This window comes from Chryseobacterium taklimakanense (assembly GCF_900187185.1).
Classification (GTDB): Bacteria; Bacteroidota; Bacteroidia; order Flavobacteriales; family Weeksellaceae; genus Planobacterium; species Planobacterium taklimakanense.
Genome location: NZ_LT906465.1, coordinates 1,614,114 through 1,628,834, shown reverse-complemented (window position 1 = coordinate 1,628,834; position 14,721 = coordinate 1,614,114). Strand labels below are relative to the sequence as shown.

At 40.7% G+C, this 14,721-nt stretch carries 17 protein-coding genes and 1 tRNA gene; 10 read left to right on the top strand and 8 right to left on the bottom strand.

The features are described 5' to 3' along the window. Positions 1-27 precede the first annotated feature (27 nt). The 3 genes from CKV81_RS07735 (at position 28) to CKV81_RS07725 (ending at position 3,265) form a co-directional block, all read left to right on the top strand. Complete coding sequence (locus CKV81_RS07735; RefSeq protein WP_095072078.1) at positions 28-2,163, top strand: S46 family peptidase; 2,136 nt, start codon at positions 28-30, stop codon at positions 2,161-2,163. Positions 2,164-2,258: 95 nt separating this feature from the next. Beyond that, positions 2,259-2,729, top strand: coding sequence for a YdeI/OmpD-associated family protein (locus tag CKV81_RS07730; protein WP_095072076.1), 471 nt, complete (start codon positions 2,259-2,261; stop codon positions 2,727-2,729). 2 nt (positions 2,730-2,731) lie between these two features. Next, on the top strand, positions 2,732-3,265 hold the full coding sequence (locus CKV81_RS07725) for a GNAT family N-acetyltransferase (protein WP_095072075.1): 534 nt from the start codon (positions 2,732-2,734) through the stop codon (positions 3,263-3,265). On the opposite strand, the gene bcp is transcribed toward CKV81_RS07725, so the two are convergent. Next, on the bottom strand, positions 3,262-3,711 hold the full coding sequence (gene bcp / locus CKV81_RS07720; RefSeq protein ID WP_095072073.1) for a thioredoxin-dependent thiol peroxidase: 450 nt from the start codon (positions 3,709-3,711) through the stop codon (positions 3,262-3,264). The genes CKV81_RS07725 and bcp overlap by 4 nt on opposite strands. Positions 3,712-3,743: 32 nt before the next feature. Here bcp and nth point away from each other — a divergent pair, with 32 nt between their 5' ends. Next, positions 3,744-4,370, top strand: a complete 627-nt coding sequence (nth, locus tag CKV81_RS07715) for an endonuclease III (protein WP_095072071.1) — start codon at positions 3,744-3,746, stop codon at positions 4,368-4,370. On the opposite strand, the gene CKV81_RS07710 is transcribed toward nth, so the two are convergent. Further along, complete coding sequence (locus CKV81_RS07710) at positions 4,367-4,720, bottom strand: response regulator (RefSeq protein ID WP_095072069.1); 354 nt, start codon at positions 4,718-4,720, stop codon at positions 4,367-4,369. The two genes, nth and CKV81_RS07710, sit on opposite strands and share 4 nt — an antisense overlap. A 194-nt stretch (positions 4,721-4,914) precedes the next feature. Then, positions 4,915-6,714 carry a DUF885 domain-containing protein gene (locus CKV81_RS07705; protein ID WP_095074370.1) on the bottom strand — a complete coding sequence of 600 codons (1,800 nt, stop codon included), beginning with the start codon at positions 6,712-6,714 and terminating at the stop codon, positions 4,915-4,917. 186 nt (positions 6,715-6,900) lie between these two features. Between CKV81_RS07705 and CKV81_RS07700 the strand changes: the two genes are divergently transcribed. From CKV81_RS07700 to CKV81_RS07675, 6 genes are all read left to right on the top strand, one after another. Then, positions 6,901-7,362: a hypothetical protein gene (locus tag CKV81_RS07700; RefSeq protein WP_095072067.1), complete on the top strand. Its 462-nt coding sequence runs from the start codon at positions 6,901-6,903 to the stop codon at positions 7,360-7,362. Between the two features lie 86 nt (positions 7,363-7,448). Beyond that, entirely contained in the window at positions 7,449-8,144 is a 696-nt protein-coding gene (locus CKV81_RS07695) for a MotA/TolQ/ExbB proton channel family protein (protein WP_095072065.1), read from the top strand. A gap of 1 nt (position 8,145) precedes the next feature. Then, complete coding sequence (locus tag CKV81_RS07690; protein ID WP_095072063.1) at positions 8,146-8,544, top strand: ExbD/TolR family protein; 399 nt, start codon at positions 8,146-8,148, stop codon at positions 8,542-8,544. Then, on the top strand, positions 8,544-9,383 hold the full coding sequence (locus CKV81_RS07685; RefSeq protein ID WP_095072061.1) for a ferric siderophore ABC transporter substrate-binding protein: 840 nt from the start codon (positions 8,544-8,546) through the stop codon (positions 9,381-9,383). Before CKV81_RS07690 ends, CKV81_RS07685 begins: the two co-directional genes overlap by 1 nt. Before the next feature lie 175 nt (positions 9,384-9,558). Further along, positions 9,559-10,797: a bifunctional folylpolyglutamate synthase/dihydrofolate synthase gene (locus CKV81_RS07680; RefSeq protein WP_095074367.1), complete on the top strand. Its 1,239-nt coding sequence runs from the start codon at positions 9,559-9,561 to the stop codon at positions 10,795-10,797. Between the two features lie 33 nt (positions 10,798-10,830). Further along, positions 10,831-10,905, top strand: a tRNA-Val gene (locus CKV81_RS07675). A gap of 153 nt (positions 10,906-11,058) precedes the next feature. On the opposite strand, the gene CKV81_RS07670 is transcribed toward CKV81_RS07675, so the two are convergent. From CKV81_RS07670 to CKV81_RS13590, 5 genes are read right to left on the bottom strand one after another with little or no spacing between them, the layout of a single operon-like run. Then, positions 11,059-11,955, bottom strand: coding sequence for a glycosyltransferase family 2 protein (locus CKV81_RS07670; protein ID WP_095072059.1), 897 nt, complete (start codon positions 11,953-11,955; stop codon positions 11,059-11,061). Next, positions 11,952-12,917 (bottom strand): glycosyltransferase family 9 protein, encoded by a 966-nt coding sequence (locus CKV81_RS07665; protein WP_258453906.1) that lies wholly within the window; start codon positions 12,915-12,917, stop codon positions 11,952-11,954. The genes CKV81_RS07670 and CKV81_RS07665 overlap by 4 nt, the downstream gene beginning before the upstream one ends. After that, entirely contained in the window at positions 12,914-13,333 is a 420-nt protein-coding gene (locus tag CKV81_RS07660) for a SufE family protein (protein WP_095072054.1), read from the bottom strand. Before CKV81_RS07660 ends, CKV81_RS07665 begins: the two co-directional genes overlap by 4 nt. 9 nt (positions 13,334-13,342) lie before the next feature. Beyond that, positions 13,343-14,449 carry a glycosyltransferase gene (locus CKV81_RS07655; RefSeq protein WP_095072051.1) on the bottom strand — a complete coding sequence of 369 codons (1,107 nt, stop codon included), beginning with the start codon at positions 14,447-14,449 and terminating at the stop codon, positions 13,343-13,345. 13 nt (positions 14,450-14,462) lie between these two features. Further along, positions 14,463-14,678, bottom strand: coding sequence for a uroporphyrinogen decarboxylase (locus tag CKV81_RS13590; protein WP_095072049.1), 216 nt, complete (start codon positions 14,676-14,678; stop codon positions 14,463-14,465). Positions 14,679-14,721 lie beyond the last annotated feature (43 nt).

Sequence of the window (14,721 nt, the reverse complement as noted above, 5' to 3'; positions counted from 1 at the left end):
AATTGCAGGAAAATTTAACTTTATAGTATGAAACGTATATTTTTATTACTCACATTTATGATGAGTTTCCTTCAGGTGAAAGCTGATGAAGGAATGTGGCTGATGATGTTGGTGAAAAGACTTAACGGACAGGACCTGCAGAAAAAAGGGTTGAAACTCACTCCAGAAGAAATTTATTCTGTAAACAATTCCAGCCTGAAAGACGCCATCGTGCAGTTTGGCGGGGGCTGTACTGCAGAAATGGTTTCAAAGGAAGGACTGCTGTTCACCAATCACCACTGCGGTTACGGAAATATCGCGGCACTCTCTACACCGGAAAGAGACCATTTGACGAATGGTTTCTGGGCAATGAAAAAAAGTGAGGAACTTCCTGCAAAAGGTCTTTCTGTAAGATTTTTGGTAAGAATGGATGACGTAACTCAGCGTATCAATGCCAAACTGAACAACACGATGTCTGCTAAAGAAAGAAGAGACATCATTGCTGAAGAATATAAAGCGATCGAAAAAGAAAACAGCGAAAACGGTAAATATGTTGTAACGGTAAGAGATTTCTACAACGGAAACGAGTTCTACTATTTTGTTTATCAGGATTATAAAGATGTTCGTTTAGTGGGAACTCCGCCAAATTCCATCGGTAAATTCGGTGGTGATACCGATAACTGGGAATGGCCAAGACATACGGGAGACTTCTCTGTGTTCAGAGTGTATGCAGATCAAAACGGAAATCCTGCGGAATATTCACCTAACAACGTTCCGCTGAAACCAAAACACCACCTGCCGATTTCTCTGAAATCTTTCAAACCGGGTGATTTTGCAATGATCATGGGTTATCCTGGAAGAACTAACCGTTATCTGACGTCTTACGGTATCGACCAGATGGTGAACAAAGATTATCCGGGTTGGGTAGCAGCTTCAAAATCTGCGATGGATGTAATGAAATCCTACATGGATCAGGATCAGGCTACAAAACTGAACTATGCATCACAATATGCTTCCGTGGCAAACTACTGGAAAAACAGAGCCGGGACAATTGAGTCTGTAAACAAAAACGGAACCATCCAGGATAAGCAAAAACTTGAAGAATCCTTCCAAAAATGGGCTTCAAAACCAGAAAACCAAGAGCTGTACGGCAATGTTCTTGCTGATATCAAGAACTATTACAGAACTACTTCCGCAAGAGGTGTGGAGAGAAACTACGCGGCACAGATGACCAGAAACTCCAAATATCTGAGCTATGCTGCAGGTTTAGGCTCTATGTTTAAAACTTATATGGCTGAAACCGACGCTGCTAAAAAAGCTGAGCTGAAGAAAACAATTTCTTCCAGAATCGATGCGATGTACGAAAAATTCAACCCGGCGCTGGAGCAGGAAATGTTGAAAACGATGGTACAGCTTTACAGAGATAAAGTAAGAAACGAAGCAGCTTCTCCTTATCTGCAGACGGTAAATCCACAGTTGTTGGGTGATGTAGCGAAAAACTCAATCTTTGCTAGTGCAGCGACTGCGAAAGCATTCCTTAATAATCCTGATGCGGCGAAACTGAACACCGACGCACTTTTAAAACTGGCCACCGGCTATAACGCTGATGCTAAAGCATTGAGCGATAAATATGTGGCATACGACGACCAGTTCAGCAACAGCAACAGGCTTTATTTTGACGGCCTTAGAAAATCTCATCCAAATCAGGAGTTCTATCCGGATGCAAACTCTACAATGAGAGTGACTTTTGGTAAAATTGCTACCCTTCCTGTAAGAGCTGACAGAGATTACCACGGCGTGAAAAACAATTTCTACACCGATATCGACGGTATGGTGGCGAAATATAAAAAAGGTGACGAGGAATTCGACCTTCCGCAAAGACTGATCGATCTTGCAAAAGCGAGAGACTACGGTCAGTACGCAGATGCAGCGGGTTACCTTCCTGTGAACTTCCTGTCAGATAACGATATTACAGGTGGCAACTCAGGTTCGCCAATTATGAACGGAAACGGGGAACTGATCGGGCTTGCTTTCGACGGTAACTCTGAGGCGCTTTCTGGAGACATCGTTTTCGAAGAAGAATGGCAAAAAACCATCAACGTAGATGCGAGATTTGTACTTTGGGTCATCGATAAATTCTCCGGTGCAGGGCATCTTCTAAATGAAATGACTTTGGTTAAATAATCACCGCATAATTTTCAACATAAAAACCACTGAAATTTTTCGGTGGTTTTTTTGTTAAATTTGATTTAAGGAAATGAAAGCTCAAATGCCTTAACATGAAAAAAATTGAATTTGAAGCACCGGTTCTTCAGCATCAAAACATGAATGCGGCTTATGTTGAATTCCCATTTTCAGCGGAGGAATTCTTTGGAAAGAAAGGACAGGTTAAAATAAAAGCTGTTTTTGATAAAAAAATTGAATACAGGGGAAGTCTCGCAAATATGGGCCAAGGATGCCACGTTTTGGGATTAACTCGGGATGTGAGAAAATCTTTGAGAAAAACTTTTGGTGATATGGTTGCTGTGGAGCTATGGGAAGATAAAGAAGAACGGACCGTTGATATTCCTGAAGATGTGGTCGAAATCTTTAACCAAAATGAAAAAGCAAAGAAACTTTTTGAAAAAATGAGCTATATGCACCGCAAGGAATACATCCGCTGGATTACATCCGCCAAAAAACCGGAAACCCGCGAAAACCGAAAAGTGAAAATGATCGAAATGATTTTGGCGGGTAAAAAAGGAATTTAACGATGAAAACAAATTTTGAAACAGAAAGGCTTTACCTCAGGCCAACCAGTCTTGACGATGCAGATATTAACCTGAAACTCCTGAACACGGAAGAGTTTAAAAAATATGTCGGCGACAGAAATGTGAATACGCTCGACGAATCTCGGGAGTACCTGAAAAACAGAAACCTCCCGCAAATTGAGAAACTTGGCTACGGAAATTTTACTTTAATTAAAAAAGACACGGGCGAAAAAATCGGTAGCTGTGGCCTGTTTCACAGGGAAGGTTTGGATGTGGTGGATATTGGCTTTGCCTTTCTCCCGGAGTATTTAGGAAAAGGATATGGTTACGAAGCGGCCAGCCGCATTCTCCGCGCCGGTTTTGAAGAATACGGATTACAGAAAATCAGCGCAATTACGGTGAAAGAAAACGTCGCGTCACAAAAGCTGATTGAAAAACTGGGATTGAAATTTCAAAAAATTGTCCGAATCCCAAACGATCCGGAAGATTTGCTTTATTACGAAGTCAGCAAACAAGAATGGCAAAAAAACAATTAGTTCTCTAAAATCTGCGCTGCAGCTTCCTTAGATTTCACTTTGTCGATCACTCTCACACAAATTCCGTCTTCATCAAAAATAAAAGTCGTGCGTACGATTCCCATATAGGTTTTGCCAAAAGTTTTCTTTTCCTGCCACACGCCAAATTTTTGGATAATTTCTCTGTTTTCATCGGCAATTACATCATACGGAAAGCTGTATTTTGTGTGAAAGTTCTTCTGTTTTTTCACACTGTCGGCAGAAATTCCCAATAATTTGTAGCCGGCTTTTTCAAGCTCCGAGTAATTGTCGCTCAGGTTGCAGGCTTCCACGGTGCAGGTTGGCGTGTTGGCCTGGGGATAGAAAAATACCACCAGTTTTTTACCTTTAAAATCAGAAGATTTCACCGTTTCGCCCTCCTGATTCAATCCCGAAAATGTGGGTAATTTATCGCCGGCTTTCAGCATAATGACTATTTTTGTTCAAATTTAAGTTTAAAATGACAAAAAAACAAAGGGCCGAAACCGTGATGGCTGAGCTGGAAAAGATTTATCCTGAAGTTTCCGTTCCTTTAGATCATAAAGATCCTTATACTTTGTTGGTTGCAGTTGCCCTTTCGGCGCAAACAACGGATAAGAAGGTGAATGAGGTGACGCCCAAACTGTTTGCGGTTGCCGATACACCGGAGAAAATGGCTAAACTTGAAGTTTCTGAGATTAAAGAACTGATTAAGGAAATCGGGCTTTCAAATTCAAAAGCGAAAAACCTAAAGGGAATGGCTGAGGTTCTGGTTGAAAAACATAATTCTGTTGTTCCGCAAACCTTTCACGAACTTGAGGAACTGCCCGGAGTTGGCCACAAAACCGCTTCCGTTGTCATGAGCCAGGCGTTTGGCCATCCTGCTTTCCCGGTCGATACCCATATTCATCGCCTGATGAAACAGTGGAAACTCACCAACGGTAAAAATGTGGAAGAAACAGAAAAAGACGCCAAGCGCCTTTTTCCAATCAGTTCGTGGAATAAACTCCACCTGCAAATCATTTTCTACGGCCGCGAATATTCGCCGGCGCGGGGTAAAGGTGATAAAGATTTCCTCACTAAAATGCTTTTTGAAAAACCGGATTAGGGAAAAAAAACTTTGACTTTCTGCAAAAGGTCGCCGGAATCAAACGGCTTCGCGATATAATCGTCTGCACCGGTCTCCTTGCCCATTTTTTCCGCGTTAGGAATTGCGGACATCATTACAATCTTTATATCCGATGTTTTGGGATCGCCTTTTATTTTCTTAACAAGGTCGCGCCCATCCAGGCCCGACATCATCATATCGGTAATGATCAGTTTTGGCTTTTGCTGCTTCACCATCTCGAAAATATTAATCGGATTGGTGCAGGCCCTGACCTTATAGCCTTCGGTAACCAACAAATATTCTACAATACCGCAGATATCTGCATTGTCATCTACAATAATAATACTCATTCTTCTTTTAAATCTGTTTAGAAAGGTCCTGCTTTAATTGATAAAAAATTTAAAAACATTCTTTGTTCCTGAATATTTAATGGTTTGAATTATCACAGAAATCTTATTACAAATTTAAAAAATTTTATAACATATACAATAAATTGTATTTTATCCCTAACAAATTTAAAATCTGCCGTGCAAATCTTTAGTGTTTAGTTTTCCTGTCTTTTAGCCCAAAGATTCATTTTCCTTTCCAGGACATTCAACGGAAGGCATCCCTGGCTTAAGACCTCATCGTGGAAGGAAGCCAGTTTAAATTTTTTGCCCAGTTTTTTTTGGTATTTATCACGCAGTTCACGGATTTTCATTGAACCGGTTTTGTAGCTTAGAGCCTGCCCAGGCATCGCCATATACCTTTCTATTTCTGCAGTTGCGCCAGCTTCATCGTATGCTACATTGCTCAGGAAATATTTGATGGCTTCCTCGCGCTTCATCTGGCCGGTGTGCAAACCGGTGTCGATTACAAGCCTTACTGCGCGCAACATTTCGTCACTCAAAGCACCCATTTTCTGATAAGGATCTGTATAAAGTCCCAGTTCCGGGCCTAGAGATTCTGTATAAAGCGCCCAGCCTTCACCATAAGCGCCGATCCAGCCAAAACGCATAAATTTTGGGATTGCAGTATTTTCCTGCTGCAGCGAAACCTGATAGTGATGCCCCGGAATGGCTTCGTGCAAGAACAGCGATTCCATTCCCGAAGCCACATTGAATTTCGTAGGATCCGGCAGCGGAATGTAGAAAATTCCCGGCCTTTTGCCATCAGGCGTTCCCTGTTTGTACTCGGCGCTGGCAGACGCTTCGCGGAATTTTTCGGTTTGGCGGATTTCAAAACCTGTTTTCGGGGTATTGTTGAACATCGTTTTCAGCTTGGGAGTAATTTTGGTTAAAATGCCCTGAAATGCATCCAGAACTTCCTTCGATGTTTTATAGGGCATAGCTTTCGGATCAGATTTTATGTGGTTTAAAAATTCTTCCAAAGTGCCGGTGAATCCTAAAGTTTGCTTTACTTTTTCCATTTCTCCGCGTATTCTGGCAACTTCTGCCAAACCGGTTTTGTGAATTTCGTCCGGCGTCTGGTTTGTGGTCGTCCAGCTTTTTACGTAATAAGAATAGATGTCGTTTCCTTTCGGTAAAGCGTTGTATCCGCTGGTGTCGCGGCCTTTCGGCAAATATTCCTTTTCCAGGAAATCGCCCATTTTCGTATATGCCGGAATTATTTTGCCAGTGATGATTTCTTTAAATTCTTTTGTGAATTTTGCTTTTGCGGCATCAGACATTCCTTTTGGGAAATTTCGCACGGGGCCGTAAAATATATTCTTTTCAAAATCTGTGCTTGTAATTTCTTCCGCTCTCATCTGCGGAATCATCTTTACAATCAGGGCTTTTGGCAAAACCATGTTAATTTTCATCCCTTCCCTGAAATTCTCGGTCGCAGCTTCCATCCAGTTTGGGAATTGGTTCATCCTTTTCAGCCAGTTTTCATAATCTTTTTCATTTTTAAAAGGCTGGGCACCTGCACCGCTTCCTAATACCGGAAAATCAAGCGGCAAACCGCCAAACTGCGTAAAAGGAATATATTCCGGGTGATAGGCGTAGCGTTCAATTTTGTCCTTCAAAGTAGAATCCAGAACATCGTAAACTACTTTTTTATCGTCGGTCAGGGAGTTGTAATCGATGCTTTTCAGTTCTTTTTGAACATCATTATAAAAGGCAATTTCGCCGGAAATGAAATCTTTATCGATGTCCACCGGCAAAAGGTCGTTGTAGCGGTCGTCACCCTGCATGGTCGCTTCCAGCGGATACATTTTGAGGTATTGCTCATAATAATTGGCTGCGATAGAATCCACCTCAACCGGAGTTACTTTGGTAAGCGGAAAGTCTTTTCTTTTGCACGAAACCGCGAAAAGTATCGTGAAAACTGCTAAAATTGTTTTATAAAGTATGTTTTTCATCTCGGTAAAAATTGATAACGCTAAATTAAAGATTATTCCTTTTCCAAACATTATTCACAAACGCAGCAGTGCAGGGATTTTTCGATTTAAAAAATAAGTTTTAAAATGTTTTTGTCTTTAAATCAAATTTTTATCTTTGCTTAATAACACACAAAATAACTAAACCCAACTTTTTATCCTTAAGAAATGAAAGGGATTTTAAAAATTTATCATCCGGACGAGACCTTAAAATACCACATAAAAAATACCTACTGCAAGCCAGTTTACAGCAACAAGCAGCATTTTCTCGAAGTTGAGATCATTACGGATGACAGTTTAGATCATGTGGAGGATGATTCGCTACAGTACAATTTCCCGCAAATCTCTTTAGATATATTTGATTTTCCGATCAGTTCTGCCGATTTGGAGGGAAAGACCTTTCATATAGAAGATTCTGATGAAGAAACTTTCACGGAGGTAGATCTGTTCGATGACGAGGAAGCTTACCTTTACCAGAATGAACTTTCTTTTGATGTAAATGATGAAGGCGAACTGGAACTGATTTGGACAGGAAATATCGATGATTTCTACACGGGGTCTGATGAGCCGATTCCTTTCAAACTGAAATGCGATTTCAGACAGGAGGAAATTGTGGTTGATGAAGATTAATTCTTTTTTTTAATTCTTTAATTTGTCAAAACCAGCAAAGCCATAATATTTATGGGCTTTTTGCGTTAATTTAAAATAAAAAAAATATGCAGGACAGCACAACGGTAGTATCTACTGCCACCAATGCCGTACAGTTACAGCCGGAAAAGCAGGTTTTCTCGCTTTGGGAAATCCTAACCAGCGGCGGAATAATTGGTAATGTCATTATGATTCTTATTTTCCTTTTGGGCGTTTTGGCGCTTTATATTTTTCTTGAAAGATATTTTTTCCTGAAAAGAGCAGCCAAAGAAACCCCGAATTTCCTTGAAAATATTAAAGATTTCGTAGAGGAAGGTAAGATCCAGACCGCCGTAGATTACTGCAGAACTATCAATTCTCCGGAATCAAGGATGATTGAAAAAGGCCTGGCAAGGATCGGAAGGCCAATTTCCGACATCTCGAATGCGATGCAAAACCAGGGGCAGCTCGAAGTTTCAAAATTTGAAAAAAATTTAAATATCCTGGCTTCTGCATCCGGAGCAGCCCCGATGTTAGGATTTTTAGGAACTGTAATCGGGATGATTATGGCGTTCTTTGAAATTTCAAATGTTACAGGAGCGGTAAGCCCGAAACTTTTGGCGTCAGGAATTTATACCGCCATGGCAACTACGGCAGCCGGATTGTTGGTGGGTATTCCGGCGTATTTTTTCTACAATTTTCTGGTAACACAGGTAGACAGAATGGTTCTTAAGATTCAAACCCATGTGAATGAATTTTTAGACACCTTAAATAAACCTTTGTAAAATGGAACTGAAACGCAGAAACCGCATCAGCGCGGAATTCAGTATGGCATCAATGACGGATATTATTTTTCTGTTGTTGATATTTTTCATGATTACCAGTTCCGCCATCAGCCAGAGCGCGATTGAGGTAAAACTGCCCCAGGCCGCCTCCACAAACCAAAGTGCCCAGGATCCTACCTCTGTAACCATCAGTACGGACGGGAAATATTATATCGCAGACAAAGCTGTGCCAAAAGAACAGTTGGAACAGCATTTGGTGAATACGCTTCAGGGTCAGCAAAATCCAACCTTTACAATTCGTGCCGATGAAAACACCAGGCACGGCGACGTAGTTTTTGTAATGGAAATTGCTGAAAAACATAAATTTAATTTAGCCATCGCCACAGTACAGAAAGATTAATGAGCTATACCATCAGCCATAACGAGAAAAACGACCGCAGGAAAAGTGCCATCATCACTCTTCTTATTTCGCTTTTGGTTTTACTTGCGCTTTATTTTTACAAATTTTCAAGGCTCATTCCCAAAGAGGAGCCGGTGACAACAATGCTCATCAATTTTGGCGACCATCAAAACGGGGCCGGCTTCGAAGAACCGGCAAATCAGGACGGTTCACAGGAATCCTCGGCAGAAGTAACTGTTGAGGAACCGCAGCCGCAACCGGAGCCAAAACCAATTGTTCAGGAGAAAATAATTACCGGCACCAGCAAGTTGGCCGCTGCACCAAAAGTGGAAAACGTGGAAAAAAAACCTACGCCTGCGGCGAAAGTTACACCAGTTAAAGCAAACACTGCCAAAACCGTTACCAACACAAAAACTTCTACAACCCCAACTAAGAGACAGGGCGATTCCAAAGGTACGGCCGCAGTCGGTAACCTAATTCGCGGCCGCGGAAAGGCCGCGGGCTCGCAAGGTACGATGGGAACCACCGGAAACGCTGGAGACCCTCTGGGCAGCGATGGAAACGGCGACAGCAGAATTGGTGTAGACCGAAAACTTATCGGTTTTATTCCCGGCACGATGGGAAGGGGCGGTGCGCAACCTTCGCATAACTGTTCGGCTTCCGGCATGATTACGATTTCTTACACCGTAGATAAAGCCGGGAACGTAATTTCCGCAAGACGGAGCGGGGGAATTTCTGATGCGTGCGTAGCCTCAACTTCCGTTGCGTGGGTGAAGCAATATGTAAAAGCGGAGCGGGCTAATACCTCGTCTACAGGAACCTACAGAATTACTTTTTAGCATTTTTAAAATTTTACTGGAACTTCATACTGTCATTTTATCTTTTATGGCATGGATTTCTTCTGCTCATCTTTAAATGAGATTTGAAATTGATCAGGAAACTTTACCCATTAAATTCGATTTTTTTAACAAAAAAATAACTTTGTACAACCAAAATTTTCGTCATTTTTGCACAATGACAAAAAACGACTATCAAAACGAGCTGGAATGGCTGTACAAGCAGGCTCCCAACTATCAAATCGACGGAAAACGGGCATATAAACCCGGACTTCAGAATATCATCAAACTTTGTGAATTCTTCGGGAATCCTCAGGATAAAATCAAGACCGTACACATTGGCGGCACCAACGGCAAAGGATCTACCAGCAACATGCTGGCGTCTGTTTTGCAGGAGGCTGGCTACAAGGTTGGACTTTACAATTCACCGCACCTTATTGAATTTACCGAAAGGATTAAAGTAAACGGGCAGAATGCCGAACCTGATTTTGTTTATGATTTCATTCAGAAGCTGAGAGACTTGCCGGCAGACATTCGCCCATCATTTTTTGAATTTACCACTGTGATGGCGTTTGAATATTTTCACAGACTAAATGTCGATGTGGCAATTATTGAAGTTGGTTTAGGTGGAAGGCTTGATGCTACCAATATCATTAAACCAATGGTTTCTGCGATAACAAATGTTGCGCAGGATCACCAGAATATTCTTGGTGACACCGTCGAAGAAATTGCTATACAAAAAGCGGGAATCGTAAAGCCGAATATACCAATAATTTCTGGCGACGAGAACGAAGCAACCAAGAATATCATTCACGATAAAGCAGTTGAAAATAATGCGCCGTTCATTGATGCCACGGAAATCAAAACTGATTTGGTAACTGACCTGAAAGGCGTTTATCAGAAAAAGAATATCCGCGTTGTGCTTGCTCTAATTTCAGAACTTCAGAAATCAGGATTTAATATCAGCGAGGAACAGGTACAAAAAGGGCTTTCAAATGTTCATAAAAACACCAATTTCCTTGGCCGCTGGTTCGAGTTTTCGCAGGATCCGCTCACCATTTGCGATACAGGGCATAATAAAGCAGGGCTTGAGCAGGTATTCAGCCAATTAAATTCTGTAGATAAATTTAAGCATATCATTTTAGGTTTTGTAAAAGACAAGAAAATTGACGAGGTTTTGGAAATGCTTCCGGGAAATGCCACCTATTATTTTGTAAAACCAGAAATAAAACGTGGCCGTCACCCGAATGATTACGAACATCAGCTAAAGAAATCCGGAATTTCTTATAAAATTTTTGATGACGTACAAAGCGGATATCTTTCTGCAAAACAGGATGTTAAAAATGGGGAAATGATTTTTATTGGTGGAAGTAACTTTGTAGTGGGAGATTTTTTAGAAAAAAATTTGCAGAAATAAAAAATCGTCGTATATTTGCCGAACCAAAAACAAGGGTTCTTAGCTCAGTTGGTTCAGAGCATCTGGTTTACACCCAGAGGGTCGGGGGTTCGAATCCCTCAGGACCCACTTATAAAGAAAAATCTCACAGAAATGTGGGATTTTTTTGTTTTATAATCTGTTGTTTATGTGTTTTCGTAAACTGGCATCATATTTTTAAATTGCCAAATTAAGAACAGGCCCCGTTGAGGTCAAAATATTTCAGAGAAGTTTGAGAAATTTTTATTTTGATTTTTCTGTTAAAAGCCCCAGTTTGTAGAAGTCGAGATATTTTAGACTGCACTCAGCCTCGAGAAGTTTATTTCTGATCGCTGCCTTTCTTACGGCGAAAAACCTCCTGAATATTCTTGCGCCACCTCTTATATGCAGATAATGATAGGCTTTGACTAACTTGACATCTTTTATTTTCGGGGCCGTTTTAGTATTGACCAGCATTTTGTGCAGGCTTTCAATAGATTCTTCAACCTTTTTCAGGTAAATTTCATTAGATTCCACATCGTTATTTAAGATGGGATTGTCGATGTGGCGTACCGGGATTCCGGCATGGTTCAGATCCATTGCAAAAAGAAGGTCTTCATAGCCGTACTTCTGAAATTCAGGATTGAAGTTGACTTTTTCCAGCACTGATTTTTTAACGACAAAATTATTCGTTTGGAAGGAGAGATATGGCCGAATCAAGCGTTTGTTCAAAGGAAGATTTTCCCGCTCATTTGCATATCGCCATCGCAGCAGATGGTTACTGTCAGGTTGAAGTTCTGAAACTTTTCTGCCTCCATAAACCGCTTTAACATTATTTTTTTCGATGTAGCTTAAGTAATTTTTAAGGAAATGAGGATTTGTAATTTTGCCGTCGCAGTCCAGAAACAGAAGGTAGTCGCCACTGGCATAATAAAGGAATAAATTCCGGATCTGTGACCGGCCGACATTTTTTTCAAGAAAAACAAAGTTCTCAACTTCATTTTCTATTCCTTTATTAATTAGGACATAATGTTGGTCAGAGGCATCATCAATCAGGAGGATTTCCGCATTAATTTGATACTTTGTAATTTCTTTTTGCAGGTCGCGGACCAATTCCCGTACATCAAAGTTATAGACCGGTATGCAGACTGAAAGTTTCAAACTTTTTCAACGATTTTTTGAATGTCAATTTCTTCCAGACAGGCGTAATCACCGCGGTAGCATTCTTTATCACCAAAAACAGAGCATGGGCGGCAAGTCAGGTCCTTAACTTCAACAATATCATCATCACTTTGTCCGTAACCTAAAAATCCGGCAAAATGGTGCGTGGAGCCCCAGATTGAAATACAGCGCGTGCCTACCAAACTCGCCAAATGCATATTGGCTGAATCCATTGATATCATCACCTCAAGTTCAGCGATTTTTTGGAGTTCTTCTTTCAATGAGAGCTTGCCCGCAAGACTTTCGGTATTTGGGAGCTTCTGTGCCCAGGTGTTTAAAATTTCAGTTTCTTCCTTTCCGCCACCAAAAAAGTAAATTTTATGAGTTTTTGAAAGGATTTTAGCGAGTTCAAAAGATTTTTCCAGAGGCAACATTTTGCCTTTATGCTGTGCGAAAGGTGCTACGCCAATTCCCTCTTTTACAGAACTTTTACTTCTGTAATGATGTGATAAGTTTACACTGTAACCCAAATTCCGGAAGACATCTGCGTAACGCTCTATATTACTTTTGAGCTTTTTCTTGTTAAGGTTCCAAACATCAGTCAGCTCCTCTTTTTCTTCTTTTCCTTTGTTTATAAAAGAAATTTTGTACCCTTTTGCTTGAAAAATTTTCTTAAGAATTTTGGTGCGGATAACATCGTGCAAGTCTGCAATATAATCGGGCTGAAATTCTTTTATCAATTCTCTTGCAAGGCGCCTTAAGCCAAGAAAACCTTTGTAATCATCCAAATCAACACCTTTAAACTTCAGGTTGGAGATATCATCAAAAATGGCGGAGAAATTTTTCCGGGAAACAAAGACAAGTTCCACATCGGGGTTCTGCTCCAGGAACTCCCGGAAAACAGGCGCCGTCATCGCTACATCACCAAAGGCAGAGAACCGGTATGCAAGAATCCGTGTCAAGATTTCAACTGGTAGGCTACTGCGTAAAACTTAATCTGCTTGGTCATCGCCATCAGTCCGTTGGCGCGCGATGGTGAAAGGAATTCCTGCAAGCCGATTTGTGAGATGAAATCGAAATCAGAATCCAGAATTTCTTTCGTAGGATGCCCGCTGTAGATGGAAACCAGAAGCGAAACGATGCCTTTGGGCAAAATACCGTCACTGTCTGCATTGAAATAAAGTTTTCCGTCTTTGAATTCAGCGTCGATCCAGACTTTGCTTTGGCAGCCTTTGATGAGGTTTTCATCGGTCTTTTTATCTTCCGGCAAGGCTTTTAGTTCTTTGCCGAGATCAATGATATATTCGTATTTCTGTTCCCAGTCGTCCAGAAACTCAAAATCTTTTACAATTTCCTGCTGTTTTTCCTTGATGGTCATTTTGCAAAATTACTGAAAGTTTTCTGTTTGCACTTTTTTAAACAATTCAATCAGTTTCGGCTCTTCGTTTTCCCAGCAAAGCTGGGCAGCAGCTGATACAAGCCCTTCCGAGTAAAACTTTTTTCCTTTTGTAAGAACCCTGGTGATTTTGCTTGAAAGTTCCTGTTCAGAGTGGTTCGTTATACATTCCCCAACCTCAAATTGTTCAATAATTCTTTTCATTTCAGGGAAATTTGAAACCACAATCGGGATCCCCGCCTGTATATAATCTGATATTTTATTTGGTAAAGAATAGTAGTAGCTTTCGCCGTTATTTTCTTCGATGCTTAAGCCCACATCAGCTTTTACAGTGAGTTTTCTTAATTCAGACGGTGGCAATTTACCGAAAAACTTTATTTTCTGTTCAAGTTTATTAGATTTGGTTAATGCTTCATATTCTTTTCGCTTGGGGCCGTCTCCCACAATCCATAGCTGAGCGTTCCCGATCGTTTTCATTGCCGGAATAACCTTGTCCAGACCTCTTGAAGGATTAATGACACCCTGATAAAGGATGATTTTTGGGTAATTTTCAGTTGAAGTATCATCGGAATGCGAAATCTTAACCGGAAAATTCTGAACCACAACCGGCTTTTTTATATGATACTTATTTTCAAACCAGGTGGCATAGCTGTCGCTTGCCGTTATCATATAATTAATTTTTGGAACCAGATTTCTTTCCAGTTTTCGCCATATTTTCTGGGTAAACCTTCCGTTAACGGCCGGCATCTCTGTAAAAATTTCATGGCTGTCATAAACCAGGGGAACATTTAATTTTTTTGAAACTAAATAGCTCGCAGCAAGCGTATCCAAATCATTTGCAAGCAGAACTGTATTTTTATCAGCCCTTTTTAAAAGTTCACGATATAATTTAAGGTTAAATTCAGGATAGGCCAGCTTTAGATTTCTGGCGTTTAAATTTATTCGGTGAAAAGTATACGGGCGGTTCATCTCGGGAAGTCCGCCCCATGAACTGCCGATAAGTTCGATTTGATAACCGTTTTCGAGCAGCGATCTGCAGACTTTTTCTACACGTTGGTCGGTATAAAGATTATTGAATACGCAGACTATAACTTTCACATCTACAAATTAATCATTTTTTCAAAAGATGAAAAACCTGTATAATACACAGAATTGCGTTCGGAATGATTACCGGCCACAGCATGCCAATAAAAATGCCATAAATTACAAAACATATACAGCCCAGAAGATTAACAAGCCTCACTTTTCTTAAATCTTTCAGCATAAAGCTCAATATGATAAAAAAAGAGGCTGCATAACCGATATAGCTGGCAATTTCTGGTGTCATAAAGATAATTATTGGGCTGCAAATGTAATCATTTTCAAGGAGA

What these genes read in the sequence shown, in the direction of transcription:
- CKV81_RS07680 (WP_095074367.1), top strand. Translation starts at nt 9,559, where the DNA reads ATGACAAAAAACGACTATCAAAACGAGCTGGAATGGCTGTACAAGCAG.
- CKV81_RS07705 (WP_095074370.1), bottom strand. Translation starts at nt 6,714, where the DNA reads ATGAAAAACATACTTTATAAAACAATTTTAGCAGTTTTCACGATACTT.
- CKV81_RS13590 (WP_095072049.1), bottom strand. Translation starts at nt 14,678, where the DNA reads ATGACACCAGAAATTGCCAGCTATATCGGTTATGCAGCCTCTTTTTTT.
- CKV81_RS07660 (WP_095072054.1), bottom strand. Translation starts at nt 13,333, where the DNA reads ATGACCATCAAGGAAAAACAGCAGGAAATTGTAAAAGATTTTGAGTTT.
- CKV81_RS07700 (WP_095072067.1), top strand. Translation starts at nt 6,901, where the DNA reads ATGAAAGGGATTTTAAAAATTTATCATCCGGACGAGACCTTAAAATAC.
- nth (WP_095072071.1), top strand. Translation starts at nt 3,744, where the DNA reads ATGACAAAAAAACAAAGGGCCGAAACCGTGATGGCTGAGCTGGAAAAG.
- CKV81_RS07685 (WP_095072061.1), top strand. Translation starts at nt 8,544, where the DNA reads ATGAGCTATACCATCAGCCATAACGAGAAAAACGACCGCAGGAAAAGT.
- CKV81_RS07690 (WP_095072063.1), top strand. Translation starts at nt 8,146, where the DNA reads ATGGAACTGAAACGCAGAAACCGCATCAGCGCGGAATTCAGTATGGCA.
- CKV81_RS07725 (WP_095072075.1), top strand. Translation starts at nt 2,732, where the DNA reads ATGAAAACAAATTTTGAAACAGAAAGGCTTTACCTCAGGCCAACCAGT.
- bcp (WP_095072073.1), bottom strand. Translation starts at nt 3,711, where the DNA reads ATGCTGAAAGCCGGCGATAAATTACCCACATTTTCGGGATTGAATCAG.
- CKV81_RS07735 (WP_095072078.1), top strand. Translation starts at nt 28, where the DNA reads ATGAAACGTATATTTTTATTACTCACATTTATGATGAGTTTCCTTCAG.
- CKV81_RS07695 (WP_095072065.1), top strand. Translation starts at nt 7,449, where the DNA reads ATGCAGGACAGCACAACGGTAGTATCTACTGCCACCAATGCCGTACAG.
- CKV81_RS07730 (WP_095072076.1), top strand. Translation starts at nt 2,259, where the DNA reads ATGAAAAAAATTGAATTTGAAGCACCGGTTCTTCAGCATCAAAACATG.
- CKV81_RS07710 (WP_095072069.1), bottom strand. Translation starts at nt 4,720, where the DNA reads ATGAGTATTATTATTGTAGATGACAATGCAGATATCTGCGGTATTGTA.